The organism is Malaciobacter halophilus (assembly GCF_002837275.1).
In the GTDB taxonomy this organism is placed as follows: domain Bacteria; phylum Campylobacterota; class Campylobacteria; order Campylobacterales; family Arcobacteraceae; genus Malaciobacter; species Malaciobacter halophilus.
Window position 1 is genome coordinate 36,461 of record NZ_NXIF01000020.1, and the last position, 15,319, is coordinate 51,779.

General features: G+C 28.6%; 16 protein-coding genes. 2 read left to right on the forward strand and 14 right to left on the reverse strand.

Annotated features, from left to right (window positions below):
- Window positions 1–15 precede the first annotated feature (15 nt).
- From CP960_RS05155 to pheS, 5 genes are all read right to left on the reverse strand, one after another.
- On the reverse strand, window positions 16–1,668 hold the full coding sequence (locus CP960_RS05155) for a 30S ribosomal protein S1 (protein WP_101184347.1): 1,653 nt from the start codon (window positions 1,666–1,668) through the stop codon (window positions 16–18).
- Window positions 1,669–1,745: 77 nt separating this feature from the next.
- Window positions 1,746–2,582, reverse strand: a complete 837-nt coding sequence (locus CP960_RS05160) for a 4-hydroxy-3-methylbut-2-enyl diphosphate reductase (RefSeq protein WP_101184348.1) — start codon at window positions 2,580–2,582, stop codon at window positions 1,746–1,748.
- 8 nt (window positions 2,583–2,590) lie between these two features.
- Window positions 2,591–3,865 carry a 3-phosphoshikimate 1-carboxyvinyltransferase gene (gene aroA, locus CP960_RS05165; RefSeq protein ID WP_101184349.1) on the reverse strand — a complete coding sequence of 425 codons (1,275 nt, stop codon included), beginning with the start codon at window positions 3,863–3,865 and terminating at the stop codon, window positions 2,591–2,593.
- Between the two features lie 9 nt (window positions 3,866–3,874).
- A complete protein-coding gene (gene pheT / locus CP960_RS05170) occupies window positions 3,875–6,196 on the reverse strand; it encodes a phenylalanine--tRNA ligase subunit beta (RefSeq protein ID WP_101184350.1) in 2,322 nt (773 codons plus the stop codon).
- Window positions 6,193–7,185, reverse strand: a complete 993-nt coding sequence (gene pheS / locus CP960_RS05175; protein ID WP_101184351.1) for a phenylalanine--tRNA ligase subunit alpha — start codon at window positions 7,183–7,185, stop codon at window positions 6,193–6,195. Before pheS ends, pheT begins: the two co-directional genes overlap by 4 nt.
- 104 nt (window positions 7,186–7,289) lie before the next feature.
- Here pheS and CP960_RS05180 point away from each other — a divergent pair, with 104 nt between their 5' ends.
- Window positions 7,290–7,628, forward strand: coding sequence for a histidine triad nucleotide-binding protein (locus tag CP960_RS05180; RefSeq protein WP_101184352.1), 339 nt, complete (start codon window positions 7,290–7,292; stop codon window positions 7,626–7,628).
- Window positions 7,629–7,634: 6 nt separating this feature from the next.
- On the opposite strand, the gene accA is transcribed toward CP960_RS05180, so the two are convergent.
- The 3 genes from accA to acpP form a co-directional block, all read right to left on the reverse strand.
- The gene (accA, locus tag CP960_RS05185; protein ID WP_101184353.1) at window positions 7,635–8,579 is read right to left on the reverse strand and encodes an acetyl-CoA carboxylase carboxyl transferase subunit alpha; all 945 of its coding nucleotides are present in this window, start codon (window positions 8,577–8,579) and stop codon (window positions 7,635–7,637) included.
- A 46-nt stretch (window positions 8,580–8,625) separates the two neighbouring features.
- Window positions 8,626–9,885 carry a beta-ketoacyl-ACP synthase II gene (locus CP960_RS05190; RefSeq protein WP_101184354.1) on the reverse strand — a complete coding sequence of 420 codons (1,260 nt, stop codon included), beginning with the start codon at window positions 9,883–9,885 and terminating at the stop codon, window positions 8,626–8,628.
- 128 nt (window positions 9,886–10,013) lie between these two features.
- The gene (acpP, locus tag CP960_RS05195; protein ID WP_079578278.1) at window positions 10,014–10,244 is read right to left on the reverse strand and encodes an acyl carrier protein; all 231 of its coding nucleotides are present in this window, start codon (window positions 10,242–10,244) and stop codon (window positions 10,014–10,016) included.
- Between acpP and CP960_RS14085 the strand changes: the two genes are divergently transcribed.
- The gene (locus CP960_RS14085; protein ID WP_409454880.1) at window positions 10,177–10,329 is read left to right on the forward strand and encodes a hypothetical protein; all 153 of its coding nucleotides are present in this window, start codon (window positions 10,177–10,179) and stop codon (window positions 10,327–10,329) included. The two genes, acpP and CP960_RS14085, sit on opposite strands and share 68 nt — an antisense overlap.
- Here CP960_RS14085 and fabG read toward each other — a convergent pair.
- The 6 genes from fabG to CP960_RS05225 form a co-directional block, all read right to left on the reverse strand.
- Complete coding sequence (gene fabG, locus CP960_RS05200; protein WP_101184355.1) at window positions 10,326–11,069, reverse strand: 3-oxoacyl-ACP reductase FabG; 744 nt, start codon at window positions 11,067–11,069, stop codon at window positions 10,326–10,328. The two genes, CP960_RS14085 and fabG, sit on opposite strands and share 4 nt — an antisense overlap.
- A 120-nt stretch (window positions 11,070–11,189) precedes the next feature.
- Complete coding sequence (locus CP960_RS05205) at window positions 11,190–12,092, reverse strand: 4Fe-4S dicluster domain-containing protein (protein WP_101184356.1); 903 nt, start codon at window positions 12,090–12,092, stop codon at window positions 11,190–11,192.
- A gap of 2 nt (window positions 12,093–12,094) precedes the next feature.
- Window positions 12,095–12,847: a 7-carboxy-7-deazaguanine synthase QueE gene (locus CP960_RS05210; RefSeq protein WP_101184357.1), complete on the reverse strand. Its 753-nt coding sequence runs from the start codon at window positions 12,845–12,847 to the stop codon at window positions 12,095–12,097.
- A complete protein-coding gene (locus CP960_RS05215) occupies window positions 12,840–13,373 on the reverse strand; it encodes a 6-carboxytetrahydropterin synthase (protein WP_101184358.1) in 534 nt (177 codons plus the stop codon). The genes CP960_RS05210 and CP960_RS05215 overlap by 8 nt, the downstream gene beginning before the upstream one ends.
- Window positions 13,373–14,044: a 7-cyano-7-deazaguanine synthase QueC gene (queC, locus tag CP960_RS05220; protein WP_101184359.1), complete on the reverse strand. Its 672-nt coding sequence runs from the start codon at window positions 14,042–14,044 to the stop codon at window positions 13,373–13,375. Before queC ends, CP960_RS05215 begins: the two co-directional genes overlap by 1 nt.
- Entirely contained in the window at window positions 14,041–15,255 is a 1,215-nt protein-coding gene (locus CP960_RS05225; RefSeq protein WP_101184360.1) for a molybdopterin molybdotransferase MoeA, read from the reverse strand. The genes queC and CP960_RS05225 overlap by 4 nt, the downstream gene beginning before the upstream one ends.
- Window positions 15,256–15,319 lie beyond the last annotated feature (64 nt).

The window sequence follows — 15,319 nt, forward strand, 5'->3', positions numbered from 1 at the left end:
CCTCTTATTTAAAAATTATTTAATTTGATCTTTTAATAAATCACCTAAAGTCATATTTGCATCATCATTTACGGCTTTAAGAACTTCTCTTTCTTGTTGTAATTCTAATCTTTTAATAGATAATCTAACTCTATTTCTTTTTGTATCAATATTTACAACAACTGCTTCAATTTCATCACCAATTTTAATCTCATCAGCTTTTAATGGTCCAAAGTCTTCACTTCTTACTAAGCCATCTAAATTATCATCTAGTTTGATAAATAATCCAAAGTCTTTAACATCTTTAATTGGTCCTTTAACAATATCACCAACTTTATGTGCATCTTGGAATTTTTTAGCAGGAGAGTCAGTAATCTCTTTTATACTTAAAGAGATATTCTCTTTGTCTTTGTCAATTTTAATGATTTTAACTTCTAGTTCATCACCTTTTTTGAACATTGACTTACATTTTGCATTAGTTTCCCATGAAGCCTCTTCGTTATGTAATAAACCATCAATTTCACCAATAGTAACAAAAGCACCAAAGTCAGTTAAAGTAGCAACTTTACCTTTGATTACATCACCAACATTATTCTCTTTTAAGAATTTAGTAAATGGTTTTTCTTGAAGATTTTTTAAAGAAACTCTTAATCTTTTCTTATCAATATCAAGCTCAATTACTTCAACATTAATCTCTTCTCCTAAAGTTAAAATCTCTTTAGGGTTTTTAATGTTTTTATTCCAAGTAATTTCAGATATATGAAGTAATCCTTCAATATCATTTCCTAAATCAACAAATGCACCATAAGATTCAAAGTTAGAAACTGTAACTGTAATAGTATCTCCAACTTCTAATTGGTCTTTAATCTCTTCCCATGGATTTGGTAATGCAGCTTTAATTGATAAAGAAAGATGTTGTTTAGCTTTATCATAAGATAAAATTGCAACAGTAACTTCATCACCTTCTTCATAATAATTAGCTGGATTAACAGGCCCTTTATAAGAGATTTCGTTATAGTTAACTAAACCATCAATTCCACCTAAATCAACAAACATACCATATGAAGTGATTTTTTTGATTGTACCATTTACAGGTTCACCAGATTCTAAAATTTCAGCTATTTTAGTATCTTTTTGTGCTTTAGCTTCTTCAATTAATTTCTTTCTTGAAATAATAATTGAGTTTTGGTTTTCATTAACTTTTAAAACTTTTGCTTTAACTTTTTTACCAATTGCACCGTGAACTTTTAAGTAAGATTGAGCCATTGGCATGAAGTATTCACATCCATCCTCATCTTCAACTATAAAACCACCTTTATTTTTTACAGAAACAATTTTACCCTCAACTACAACATCTTCAAGGTCTTCTTTATGTTTCTCTACAAACGCATCAAATTTCTCTTTTTGTAGAACTTTTCTATATGAAATTGCAGGTCTTTCTCCTCTATTTCCCATTAACATAACAGGAATAGAATCTCCCTCTTTATAATTCATCTCACCATTTACAGTGATTTCAGAGATATTAAGTTTCCCTTCAATTTTTTGACCAACGTCAACAAGTGCGCTATCATCAGTAATTTCTACAATTACACCATTTACTACAGAGTTATTTTCAGCATTCTCAAAAGACTCATTAAGCATTTGCTCAAAATCAAAGTCTTCACCAATTTCAATATCTTCGATACCCATATTATTCCTTCGTATTAACCGTTATTTATTAAATGGGAAGATTATATCTAAAACTGGCTTAAACTAAAAATTTTAAGTTAGATTTTTTCTACTTGATTTACTACTTCTTGTATAATCCAATCCGGTGTTGAAGCACCAGCTGTTATTCCACAGATTTTTTTATTTTTAAACCAATTAGAGTTTAACTCTTTTGAGTTTTCAATTAAGTAAGAATCAGGACAGTTTTCTAGGCATATAGCTTGAAGTTGTTTTGTATTTGAAGAGTTTTTTCCTCCAATTACAATCATTACATCAACCTCCTTAGATAGGTCTCTTGCTGCATCTTGGTTCTCAAATGTAGCATCACAAATAGTATTAAATACTCTTACTTCTTTATTCTTTAAAATAAGTGCATTTACTATTTCTAAATAAACCTCTTTTTTCTTTGTAGTTTGAGCAACAGTTGCAATTTTATCATGTTTGAATTTTATATTATTTAAGTCTTTTACACTCATTACAACATGTACATCTTCTTGGTCTTCACCATAAGATTTTACTCCTTTTACTTCAGGATGAGTGCTATCTCCAAAGATTAAAATTGAGTAGTTCTCTTTTGACATTTTTTTTACAATTTGTTGGGGAGTTGTAACAAAAGGACAAGTGGCATTTATGACTTTTGCAGCTTTATTTTTCTTTAGGTTTTTTAAATCATCTTTTGGAATACCATGTGTTCTAATAATTACTGTATCATCTTTTTTTACTTCTTCAAGATTATTATATAAACCTACATTAAAGTTGTTTTTTAATCTATCAATCTCATTTTGATTATGTATTAAAGGACCCATTGTTGCAGAGTTTTCATATGACTCTGCGATTTTTATAGCTCTTTTTACTCCAAAACAAAAACCATAACTTGAAGCTAATTTAACTTGCATAATTTTCCTTAGTATAGGGTGTCAAGTATCTTTTTAAAGTTTGGAAATGATGTCTGAATACATTGAGTATCTTTTATATCCATATCACATATAGTTCCTGCAATTGCAAAACTCATTGCAATTCTATGGTCACCATAAGAATTAATTGTGGCTTTTTTGATTGTTCCACCAACTATTTCATAACCATCTTCAAACTCTGTATATTCAACACCACAAAGTTTTAAATTTTCTACTACAGAAGATATTCTATCACTCTCTTTAACTCTAAGCTCTTTTGCATTTATAACTTTAGATTTACCTTTTGCTAAACTCATTGCAATTGATAAAGCAGGCAATTCATCTATTAGCCATGAGATATTATCTTTTACTTCTACACCTTTTAGTTCTTTGTGTTTAACAATAATATCTCCAATTGGTTCATAAATATTCTCTTTTTCAATATACTCAACCTGTGCTCCCATCTTTTCAAGAATTTTATAAGCTTCAATTCTTGTAGGATTTAAAGTTACATTTTTTATTGTAACTTTTGAGTTTGGATTTATTGCTGCAGCAACTGCAAAAAAGAATGCTGATGAAGGATCCGTTGGTACGGTAATATTAAGAGGTTTTAAGTATCCATTTAATGGCTTAATATTAATATATCCTTGTTTATCTAAAGTTATATCTGCTCCCATACCTTTTAACATTCTTTCTGTATGGTCTCTTGTTAACTCTTCTTCTTTATATTTACATGTATCTTCTGCTTTTAAAGCAGCTAAAATCATAGCAGATTTTACTTGTGCAGAGTTTACGGGTGATTGGTACTTAAATGCTTTAAGTTTATCTCCTCTTATAAATAAAGGAGCTTTATTTCCATCTTCTCTACCATCAATTTTTGCTCCAATACTTCTTAAAGGTTCTGCTACTCTTTTCATAGGTCTAGCTCTTAGATATTTGTCCCCTGTTAAAGTAAAAGCTCCATCTACACTTGCTAGTAAACCACAAAAAAGTCTCATTGCAGTACCTGAGTTTCCACAATCTAATACATCACTTGGTTCTGTTAACTGTTTTGTTGGAGTAATTTGTATATTTGAACCATCTTTTATAATCTTTGCTCCAAGTTGTTCTACAATACTTAAAGTATTTAAAGTATCCTCAGCTGTAAGATAGTTTTTTATATATGATGTTTTGTCTGAAAATAGTGAAAACATTGCACATCTATGTGAGATTGATTTGTCACTACTTATTGTATCAATTGTAATATCAAAAGGTTTACCAATTCTATTTATGTTTAATGTTTCCACTTTGTTCCTTTAGTCTCTTAGTCCAATATTTAGCTCTTGATTAAGTTTTTCTAAAATAGTATTCATTGTAGAAGTTATATCATCTTCTTCTAATGTTTTTTCGTCATTTTGTAAAACAAATCTAATAGTTAAACTTTCATTGTTTTCAAGTTTTTCATCACTATAAATATCAATTAAATTAAACTGTTTTATATTTTTATCTTCTATTGAGTTTATAACTTTTTTAATTTTTGCATAAGGCATATCTTTTGGTGCAATTATACTTAAATCTTTTCTTGATACTTGAAATTTTGATGTTGCATGAACTTTTACTAATTCATCTTTGATTTTATCAAAATCAATTTCTGCAATAAAAGTATCAGGTAAATCATACTCTTGGGCAATACTTGGATGAAGTTTACAGATGAATCCTACTTCTTGACCATCAATTATTACATTTGCATTTTGGTAAGGATGAATAAAACTATTTGTAATTTTTTGCATAGGTTCTAAATCAAATTTACCAATTGAGTTTAAAACTCTTTTTGCAAACTCAAAGAAATCAATATTTTCAGGTTTTCCAGCGTTTGTAAAGCTCTCTTGCTCTTTTGCTCCACTATGTATAAAAGAGATTTTATAGCTTTCTTGCCTATTCTCATCTATAACCTTACCAATTTCATAAAATGATGCACTTTTTACATTTTGTTTAAAGTTATTTGAACAAGCTTCCACTAAATTTAATAAAATTGTTGTTCTTAAAGTATTTAACTCATTTACAATTGGATTTAAAATATCTAACTCATCTTTTACAACAGCAAAACCATATTTTTGTAGGTTCTGTTTATTTGAGAATAAATAAGTTAATGTTTCATAAAAACCATTTTCTATTGCTTTTCTTCTTATTTTGTTTCTTTTAATTAAGTTTGCTGATGTTTGATTAAATCTATTAACCTCTTCAATTGCTAAAGGTTTAGCTTGAATATTGTCAATTCCAACTATTCTTACTATTTCTTCAGTTACATCTGCAATATTTTTTATATCGTGTCTATGTAAAGGAATTTGAATTGAAAATACATTATTTAATCCTTCTTTTACTTCAAAACCTAAAGCGTTTAAAATATTCTCAATCTCTGCTTTTGGTATATCTTGACCAATAATTGAGTTTATCTTATCTATATTTATATCTAAGTATTTTCTTTCTATATCTTCAACAAAAGCTTCAGAACCATTATAAATCTTTGCTCCATGTTTTGATACAAAAGTTGTAAAACAATCAATTCCTTGTTTTATATTTGGCTCACTTCCTCTTGATGTTCTATAATAAATATCTCCAGTTTTTCTTTTAGTCTCAAATACTTTTTTAGCTAATTTTTCTGGATTAATATAAGAAGCTTCAACTATAAAAATATCATCATTTGTATCTGAATTTTTATGTTCAACACCAACTGTACTTAAAAGCTCTTTTCCAAATACATTATCAAAACCATCTTTGTCTTTTTTTACATGAAGTACTGATAAAGAATTTTGTTTATCTGTATCTTCATTTGCGTATGCATTTAAAACTACTCCATATGAGTGTGTAGAGTATGAAATCGCATCTTTTATATCATTTTCTTGATATTTTTCTATTGTTCCAACTCTTAATTTATGCAATACAGGCAGTTTAAAATCACTAAAATCAATAGCTTTAAATAGTAATGAACTGTTAACAGCACTTTCACATTCAACTTCTAAGAATTGTCCAATTCCCAAATCGTTATTGTCAATTTTTTTCTCTTTTTCAATAATATTGATATTATAATAAGCGCTTAATTCTCTTGCAACACCATTTATACTTAGACAATCACCTCTATTTGCAGTAAGCTCAATTTCAATAATATCATCATTGATTAAAGGATACTCTTTTAGTTCTTTACCAATTTGTAATTTTCCAATAGAGTTATCAAGCTCTAAAATCCCATCATTTAGTTTTGGTAAACCTAATTCAGTAGATGAACAAATCATTCCAATTGATTCTACACCTCTTAGTTTTGCTTTTTTTATTTTAAAATCATCACTTAATTTACAGCCTACTGTTGCAACTGGAACATACTGACCTTCTGCTACATTTTTTGCACCACAAACTATTTGTACAGTTTCTTCTCCAATATCAACTTGGCAAATATTCAATTTATCTGCATCTGGATGTTTCTTTTTTTCTAAAACTTTTCCTACTACAACTTTAGAAGCAATTCTTACTTTCTGTAAACTATCAACTTCAAGTCCAATTGAGTTAAGTGTTTTACAGATGTCGTCAGTAGAAATCTTTGAAATATCAATAAACTCTTCTAACCATTTTCTTGTAACTATCATTTAAACTGTCCTAATAATTTTAAATCACTTTCAAATAGAGATCTTAAATCTCCAATATTATGTATAAGCATTGCAAATCTTTCAACACCTAAACCAAAGGCATAACCAGAAACATTTTCATATCCAACTGCTTTAAATACATTAGGGTCAACTACACCACATCCAAGAACTTCAAGCCATCCTGTGTGTGAACATACTCTACATCCATCACCTTTACAAAATACACAAGATATATCAACTTCTGTACTTGGTTCTGTAAAAGGGAAGAATGATGGCCTAAATCTAACTTCTACTTCACCAAACATATGTTGTAAGAACTCAACTAACACATGCTTTAAGTTAGCAAATGAAATTTTATCTGCACTATCTACTACTAATCCTTCTACTTGGTGGAACATTGGTGTATGAGTTAAATCAAAATCTCTTCTAAATACAGTACCAGGTGCTATCATTCTAATTGGTGGCTTTTGTGATAACATTGTTCTAATTTGCACAGGAGAAGTGTGTGTTCTTAATACTGTAAAATCTTTATTGTAAAAAGTATCTTGCATATCTCTTGCAGGGTGGTATTTAGGAAGGTTTAAAGCCTCAAAATTGTGAAAATCATCTTCTACTAAAGGTCCCTCTTCAACTGCAAAGTTTAGATTTTGAAAATAAGTTATGATTCTATCCATTGTATCAATTACTGGATGAACTGAAGCACATGATAACTCATTGTTAAATCTAGTTACATCTATTATTTCGCTTTCAAGTTTTTTGTTTAAAGCCTCTTTTTCAAGTACTTCTTTTTTTGTGTCTATTGCTTCATTTAATGCAATTTTTTGCTCATTTAAGTTTTGAGCAAAAGCTTTTTTCTCTTCATTTGGTATAGTTTTTAGTTTTGCAAACTCTTTAGTTAAAACACCTTTTTTCCCTAGTGTATCAACCCTTAAAGATTCTAACTCTTCAAGTGAATTAGCATTATTAATTTTTTCAATCCATACTTTCACTTAACTTTCTCCTGTTCAATCGTTCTTTCTAAAGTGTAGGGATTATACTTAATAATTTATTAGAGTTTGGTTATAATATTTTGATAAAATAAAAAGGAAGTAATATGTGTCTATTTTGTAAAATTATAGATGGTGAAATACCAAATAATACAGTTCTTGAAAATGATGAGTTTTTATGTTTTCATGATATTAATCCAGCAGCTAAAATTCATGTGCTAATTATTCCAAAAAAACATTATGATTCATTTGATGTAATTCCTGCACAATTAATGGCAAATATGACAGAATTTATTCATAAAGTTGCTGATAAACTAGGTGTAAGAGAAGATGGATACAGATTAATTACAAATATTAAAGACCATGGTGGTCAAGAAGTTCATCATTTACATATGCATTTATTAGCAGGAGAGTATGTAGGACGACTTGTAGGAGCTAAAAAGTAGTTTTTACTACTTTTTGCTATCTTCGAATTTTCCTAAATTCATAAGTTTTTCATATCTTTTTTCAAGTCTTTGTGCAGTTGTTTGATTTTTTAACTCTTCAAGAGTATTTAAAAAATAATCACCTAAAGCTTGAATTGCTTCTTCTTTTTGTCTATGGGCACCAATTAATGGCTCATTTATTACATCATCAATTAAATCTAAATCTTTTAATGCTTCTGCTGTAATCTTAAGTGAATTTGCTGCAGTTTCTGCTTGTGCTGGGTCATTCCATAAAATAGCAGCACAACCTTCAGGAGAAATAACTGCATAAACTGAATATCTCATCATTGCAAGTTTATCGGCTACTGAAATAGCAAGGGCACCACCTGAACCACCTTCACCAATTACTACTGAAATAGTAGGTGTTTTAAGGTTTGAGAATTCATATAAGTTTTTTGCAATTGCTTCACTTTGGTTTCTCTCTTCTGCTCCAATTCCTGGATATGCACCTGGAGTGTCAACTAACATAAGAATTGGAATATTGAATTTTTCAGCCATTCTTGCACATCTTAAGGCTTTTCTATATCCTTCAGGGCTTGGCATACCAAAGTTTCTTTTTAGTTTGTTTTTAGTTCCTCTACCTTTTTGCTCACCAATAACCATTACTTTTTGCTCACCAATATATCCTAAATAACAAATAATAGCATTATCATCATTATAATGTCTATCTCCATGTAGTTCATAAGCATCAGTAAGTAAACCTCTTATATAATCAAGAGCATAAGGTCTGTCTGGATGTCTTGCAAGTTGTAGTTTTTGATAATCATTTAAATTTTTAAAAGTTTTTTCTACTTCTTTTTTTAGTTTTTTGTCTAAGATCTCAACGGCATGTTCATCTGCACGGCTTTTTGCAACTAAAATGTCTTCTTCAATCTGTTGTATTTTGTTTTCAAAATCTAGATAAGTTGCCAAATATATTCCTTTTTTTAAGAAGGAAAATCCTTCTTAAGAGTGTTTATTAGTCTATAAATTTCTTGAAAATAATAGAACCGTTTGTTCCACCAAATCCAAAGTTATTACTCATTACTGTAGTTAATTGGGCTTCTCTTGACTTATTTGGAACAAAATCAAGTTTACATTCCTCATCAGGATTTATAAGATTAATAGTTGGAGGAATAACTCCTTCTGTTAATGCTTTTAATGTAAAAATAGCTTCTATTGCACCAGCTGCACCTAAACAGTGACCAACTTGTCCTTTTGTTGACGTAACAGGAGGGCAATTTTCAATACCATCAAAAAGTTCTACAATTGCTTTAGATTCATTTGCATCTCCAACAGGAGTTGATGTACCATGAGCATTGATATAGTCAACTTTTATATCTTCACCAAGATTTGCCTTTGCCATTTCAAGAGCTGCTTTCATAGCTCTTAATGGACCATCAATTACAGGAGCAGTAATATGATTTGCATCAGCGCTTTCTCCAAAACCAATAACTTCAGCATAGATTTTTGCACCTCTTTGCTGTGCAGATTCTAATGTTTCAAGAACTAATGCACCAGCTCCTTCACCCATTACAAATCCATCTCTGTCTTTGTCAAATGGTCTTGAAGCTGTTTGTGGGTCATCATTTCTAGCACTTAATGCTTTCATTGATGCGAATCCACCAACCCCAGCACCACAAATTGCACTTTCAGCACCAACAACTAAAACTCTATCTGCACCGTTTGTTGCAATTGTTTTAACTGCATCAGATAGTGCATGTGTTGAAGCTGCACAAGCAGTAACATGTGATAAACTAGGACCTTTTAATCCATGCTCAATAGAGATAAAACCACCAAGCATATTTACTAGTGATGAAGGTATGAAAAATGGTGAAATTCTTCTAGGACCTCTTGATTGACAAACTACCGAATTTTTTTCAATAGTTCCAAGTCCACCTATACCAGATGCTGAAATAATCCCAAATCTATGAGCAATTGATTCATCTACTTTTTTATTTTCATCTGTAATGAAATTTGCATCTTTCATAGCTTCTTTAGCAGCTTTTATACCCAATTGAATAAATCTATCAGCCTTTTTAACCTCTTTTTTGTCCATTACTTCTGTTGGATCAAAATCTTTTACTTCACCAGCAATTTGTACAGGATACTCTGAAGCATCAAAAAGTGTAATTTTTTCAATACCACACTTACCTTCAACTACAGCTTTAAAAGACTCCTCAACGTTGTTTCCTACAGAATTAATAGTACCTAAACCAGTTACAACAACTCTTCTCATTAATTATGCTCCGTTTCTTGTATTTATATCTTATTTAAAATATTCAATTTTCAATAAAAACTCAAGATTTTAAATATAAAAGCAAAATAAAAAGCTAGAAAGCTAGCTTTTTATTCCAAAAGTTAAAATTACGCGTGCTCTTCGATGTATTTAATAGCATCAGCAACAGTTTGGATACCTTCTGCATCTTCATCAGGGATTTCGATATCAAACTTCTCTTCTAAAGCCATAACTAATTCAACTACGTCTAAAGAGTCTGCTCCTAAATCCTCGATAAATTTAGAATCTTCTTTGATCTCTGCAATATCACAATCAAGTTGCTCTACTACTACTTCTTTTACATCATCTAATAATGCCATATTTTTTCCTTTTATAAAATTATCATCGTATTATAGCCAAAAAGATTTTAAAAATTCTTTTAAACATTTTTTTAGCGAAAATTAAACGTATAAACCACCATTTACTTTTAGGATTTCTCCTGTGATATAGCTTGAATGGTCACTTAATAAAAATGCTACTGCATCAGCTATTTCACTTGCTTGACCAAATCTACTTAAAGGAATATTTTTTTCATATTCTGCTTTTATTTCATCTTTTAACTCATCAGTCATGTCAGTTTGAATAAATCCAGGAGTTACTGCATTATATCTTATCCCTCTTGCAGCAGCTTCTTTTGCAAAAGATTTAGTCATTGCATTTAATCCACCTTTTGAAGCAGAATAGTTTGTTTGCCCAGCATTTCCCATCTCTCCAACAATTGAAGAGATATTAACAACAGAACCAAATCTTTTTTTACCCATTGCTTTTAATGCACCTTTACAACCAATAAATGCAGAAGTTAAATTTGCATTAATAACATCATTAAAATCATCAACAGACATTCTTAATGCTAGTTTATCTTTAGTAATACCAGCATTGTTTACTAAATATGATAATTCATTATCTGCATCAATAATAGTTTTTATAGCAGCATTAAACTCATCTTCTATTGTTACATCAGCTTTGATAATAGCAGCATTCCCACCTTCTGCTTCAATCTCTTCTTTTATTTTTTCTGCAGCATCAGCTCCACTTCTATAATTAATCCACACTTTCAATCCGTGTGTTGCTAATGTTTTAGCTATTTGTGCACCAATACCTCTACTAGCACCAGTAACTAATACATTTTTACCACTAAATTTCATTTTATTCCTTTCACGTAATTAAATATATTCCAAGTAAAACTAGATGGTTTATTATCCTTTTTTACATTAAGGCGCAATTATAACACCATTTTTATAAAGAAAGAAAAAAGCAGTTAGCTATTACTTATAAAAAAATTTAATTAAAGTTTTGTTTTTCTTATTTATATAATCTTCTATTTGAATATAATCACTATTATGTAAAGCTTTCTCTTTACAAATATCATTGCATATATGGCATCCTACACAATTAAAACTATTAAAAACAATTTCATTTTTATTGCTATTTTGAAAAATAGCATTTGTAGGACATAAATTTACACAATCTAAACAGTTTGTACATCTATTTTTATCTATTGTTTTGTTAAAAAATAGTGTAGAGTTTTCAATATTTAATTTTGTTTTTTCATAACCTTTAGATACTTTTTTTAAGTTCTTTATCAATAAATCTTTTATTTGAGGTTTTATTTGATTTAAAATAAAACTCTTTTGTTTATTTTTTAAAATAGATTTAAATAGATTTTTATTTACAAAATTTTTAAAATCTTTTTTTCTATCTATTTTTTTAAATTCTATATAAAAGTTATAATTAAAATATTTTAAAATATTTTTTGTTTGTTTATATATATTTTGTAAATAGAAAAAATTATTTTTTTCTTTATCATACTCTAAAATTAGTTTAGGTTTATTTATTACTAAAATTATTAGATAAGTACAATTTAACATTCCAAAAGATGGTATATCATCTCTTTCTTTTATAATATTTTTATTTGAATTTATAAAGTTATAAATAAAATTATTTATATCAAAACTATTAATTTTTAGTGCATGTGTAGGACAAACTCCTACACAATCTGCACACTGTGTACATCTTTTATCAAAAAGTTTAATTTTTTCATTTAGTAAACCTAAAGCATCAAAATTGCACCTTGAAAAACATAAATCACACTCATTTAAAAAGTATTCAGTTCTTAAGCATTTTAAACTATCTAATTCAAAGGTTTCATTTTTTTGAATAGAGTCCAACTTTAAACACCTCTTTTATTGTCCCAAACGCGAATATGTAATCTATCACAATATTTAAACCCTTTCTCTAAAGCTAGGTTAATTACAGATTCACTATTTTCATTCATTTGTTGTGCATTATCTCCCATTGGCATAAGATAGACTTCTACTTTAGGAAGTTGTTTAAGTATCTCTTCTATTTCACTATTTGCTTGTGATAAGAAGTCTTTATTTACTACAAATTTAAGATATTTATCTTCACATTTATTTATTATGTTGCTTAAAGTTTTTATATTTACTCTCTTTTTTAAAGGCTCTAAAGAGTTACTTAGTTTTACACTCATAGAAAAAAGTATCTTTTTTTGATAATCTTTTGTTATATCTATATTTAATGATGCATTTGTTTCTATTGTTACATGATAATTATTTGAAATATAGTATTCTAAAGTTTTTTGAAACTCTTCATTTTTCCAATATAAAAGAGGTTCACCTCCTGTGATAACAATATCACATTTATAAGAAGGAAGAAAATTATTCACTTCTTCTATTAGCTCTTTAGAAGTAGAAAAAGTATGCCATTGGTCTTTAAATGCTAAATCAACTGCATAATAAGAATCACATGCACACTTTTTTATACCACTTGGAGTCTCATATTCAACGGCAAAGCCTTCACATCTAAAATTGCATTTACCAAAACGTATAAATACAGATGAAGTTCCTACTCTTTTACCTTCTCCTTGAATTGTAGGTCCAAAAATTTCATTTACTTCAAGCATAAAAAGTACTTTTGCTTTTTGGTGTTTCCAAAAACTCTATATGGGATACTTTTATTCCTAAATTATGCATCTTATTTTGAACAATTTGTAAAAACCATGCTGAAAGATTTTCACTAGTTGGAACAAAATCAACCAACACATAACCTTCATAAAGCTCTTTAATATAGTGTTCGTCATTTGAGAATTTTGTTAAATCAACTAAGTAATAACCTTGTTCAAACTTTATTAATTCACTCTTTTTTACTTTTGGCAATAAAGTATCAAATAGTGGGTCATTTATATCTAAAATAAATTTATGGTCAAGTACATTATCAATAAAAGATTTAAACCAATTAAGATGCTTAAAATCAGTTACCATACCATCTTTTAGCTCTTTAGATTCTAAATATACTAAGATTTTTCCTTGATGTCCATGTAAATGTCTACATTTTAAGCACCCATCCAATGAAAAATCAGTATTTAATGTTTGAGACCAAACCCTATGACCATAACAAAAATCAAACTCTTTTGATATTTTCCAGTGCATTATTTTACCTTATAAGGAATTTTATCTTCACTATTTGCTTTTTTAAATCCATTAAGTCTTAATCTACAACTATCACAAACTCCACATGCCTCTTCTTCTTCTTTATAACAAGACCAAGTAAGGTTTAATGGAACATTTAATTCAAGTGCTTTTAAAACAATTTCATCTTTCATTAGATGAACTAAAGGTGTTTTAATTTCAAGTACAGTACTTTCTTTTGTACCTACATTAATTGTATTTGTAATTGATTTTATAAAATCATCTGTACAGTCTGGATAACCTGAACTATCTTCTTCAACCACTCCAATAAAAAGTGCATTAGCACTCTCTTTTTCAGCAATTGCAGTTGCAATTGATAAAAAAATACCATTTCTAAAAGGTACATATGTAATTGGTACACCAGATTCAAGTCCATCTACTGGAACATCAATAGATTTATCTGTTAATGCACTTGCTCCAATTTGAGTAAAAAATGGAATATCAATTTCATATTTTTCTTTAATTTGCAAATCTTCACAAATATCTCTAAATGCTTTAAGCTCTCTTTTCTCTGTTCTTTGTCCATAATTAAAGTGAACGGCAATAATATCATAACCTTCATCTTTTGCCATGTATGATGCCAATGTAGAGTCCATTCCTCCACTTAATATACAAACTGCTCTTTTTTTCATTTTGTTAAAAAATCCTTTTTTACATCTGTAAAAAATTTCCAATTTATTGGTAAGATTTTAATTTGTTCATCTTTTAATAGTTCATCTTTTTTTTCATCTACTACAATCATACTATTTGCATTTGAAAGGACATTTACCATACCTGGTGCTCTTTTTTGTGAAGGAGTAAAATATTCTCCATCAAAATCACCTGGAATAATTGTTGTTCTTTTTTTATTTTTTAACTCTTCTGATATTTTTCCTAATATAAAATTATGAAAAATATTTCTTGAACCTCTTAATTTTTGTAAAATAACTTTTCCAAAAAGTTCAAAAATAAGTGCTGAAGCTAATGGATTACCTGGTAAGTTTAAGATATAAGTATCTTTAATTTTTCCAAAAACTGTTGGTTTACCTGGTTTTACATAGATTCCATCAATAATTGTTTTAAAGTCTAAAGTATTAAATGCCTCTTTTGTAAAATCAGCATCTCCTACACTTACACCACCTGATGTAACAATTAAATCAGCATCTAAAGAGTTTTCAATTAGCTCTTTAATAGAATCAACACTATCTTTTGCTTGTCCCATAAAAGTAACTTCACAGCCAAGTTCAATTGCTCTTGCTAAAAATGTAGGAGTATTTGAATTATAAATTTGATAATCCTCAATTTTTTCATAATGAAGCTTTAACTCTTCTCCTGATGCAAAAATAGCAATTTTTGGTTTTTTATATACTTTTATATGTGAAAAACCTTGAGATGAAAGTAGGGTGATTTTTGCGAAATTGATTCTATCACCTTTTTTTAGTAAAAGTTCATTTAAACTAATATCTTCACCAATATATCTAATATGTTGAAACTCTTTTACATCTTTTGTTATTGATATTTTATTATTATGTTTTTTTGTCTCTTCTTTAGGTATTATAGCTGTTGTATTTTTAGGAACTCTAGCTCCAGTCATTATTTTAACGCAACAATTTTCTTTAAGTTCAATAGTATTATTATCTCCTGCAAAAATTGTATCTATAACTTCTAATGGATTATTTCTATCTTCAAATCTAATAGCATAACCATCCATTGCTGAGTTATCAAATTTTGGTAGAGCAGAAGTTGCATAAATATCTTTTGCACAAACTCTATTAATACTCTCTTCAATTGGTATGATTTCAAATTTTAAATCAACCTTCAAATTCTCAATAATATTTAATGTTTCATTAACGCTAAAAGCCATTTAATTCCTTTACTAATACCTTATGACAAGTTTGCTATAATACCAAAATTTTTTAAAAGAGAGA

Bases quoted from the DNA above. Each gene is read 5' to 3' on its own strand.
- acpP (WP_079578278.1), bottom strand. From the start codon at position 10,244: ATGGCATTATTAGATGATGTAAAAGAAGTAGTAGTAGAGCAACTTGAT.
- CP960_RS05155 (WP_101184347.1), bottom strand. From the start codon at position 1,668: ATGGGTATCGAAGATATTGAAATTGGTGAAGACTTTGATTTTGAGCAA.
- CP960_RS05210 (WP_101184357.1), bottom strand. From the start codon at position 12,847: ATGCTTGAAGTAAATGAAATTTTTGGACCTACAATTCAAGGAGAAGGT.
- pheT (WP_101184350.1), bottom strand. From the start codon at position 6,196: ATGATAGTTACAAGAAAATGGTTAGAAGAGTTTATTGATATTTCAAAG.
- CP960_RS05190 (WP_101184354.1), bottom strand. From the start codon at position 9,885: ATGAGAAGAGTTGTTGTAACTGGTTTAGGTACTATTAATTCTGTAGGA.
- CP960_RS05215 (WP_101184358.1), bottom strand. From the start codon at position 13,373: ATGCACTGGAAAATATCAAAAGAGTTTGATTTTTGTTATGGTCATAGG.
- CP960_RS05180 (WP_101184352.1), top strand. From the start codon at position 7,290: ATGTGTCTATTTTGTAAAATTATAGATGGTGAAATACCAAATAATACA.
- CP960_RS05160 (WP_101184348.1), bottom strand. From the start codon at position 2,582: ATGCAAGTTAAATTAGCTTCAAGTTATGGTTTTTGTTTTGGAGTAAAA.
- queC (WP_101184359.1), bottom strand. From the start codon at position 14,044: ATGAAAAAAAGAGCAGTTTGTATATTAAGTGGAGGAATGGACTCTACA.
- CP960_RS05225 (WP_101184360.1), bottom strand. From the start codon at position 15,255: ATGGCTTTTAGCGTTAATGAAACATTAAATATTATTGAGAATTTGAAG.
- fabG (WP_101184355.1), bottom strand. From the start codon at position 11,069: ATGAAATTTAGTGGTAAAAATGTATTAGTTACTGGTGCTAGTAGAGGT.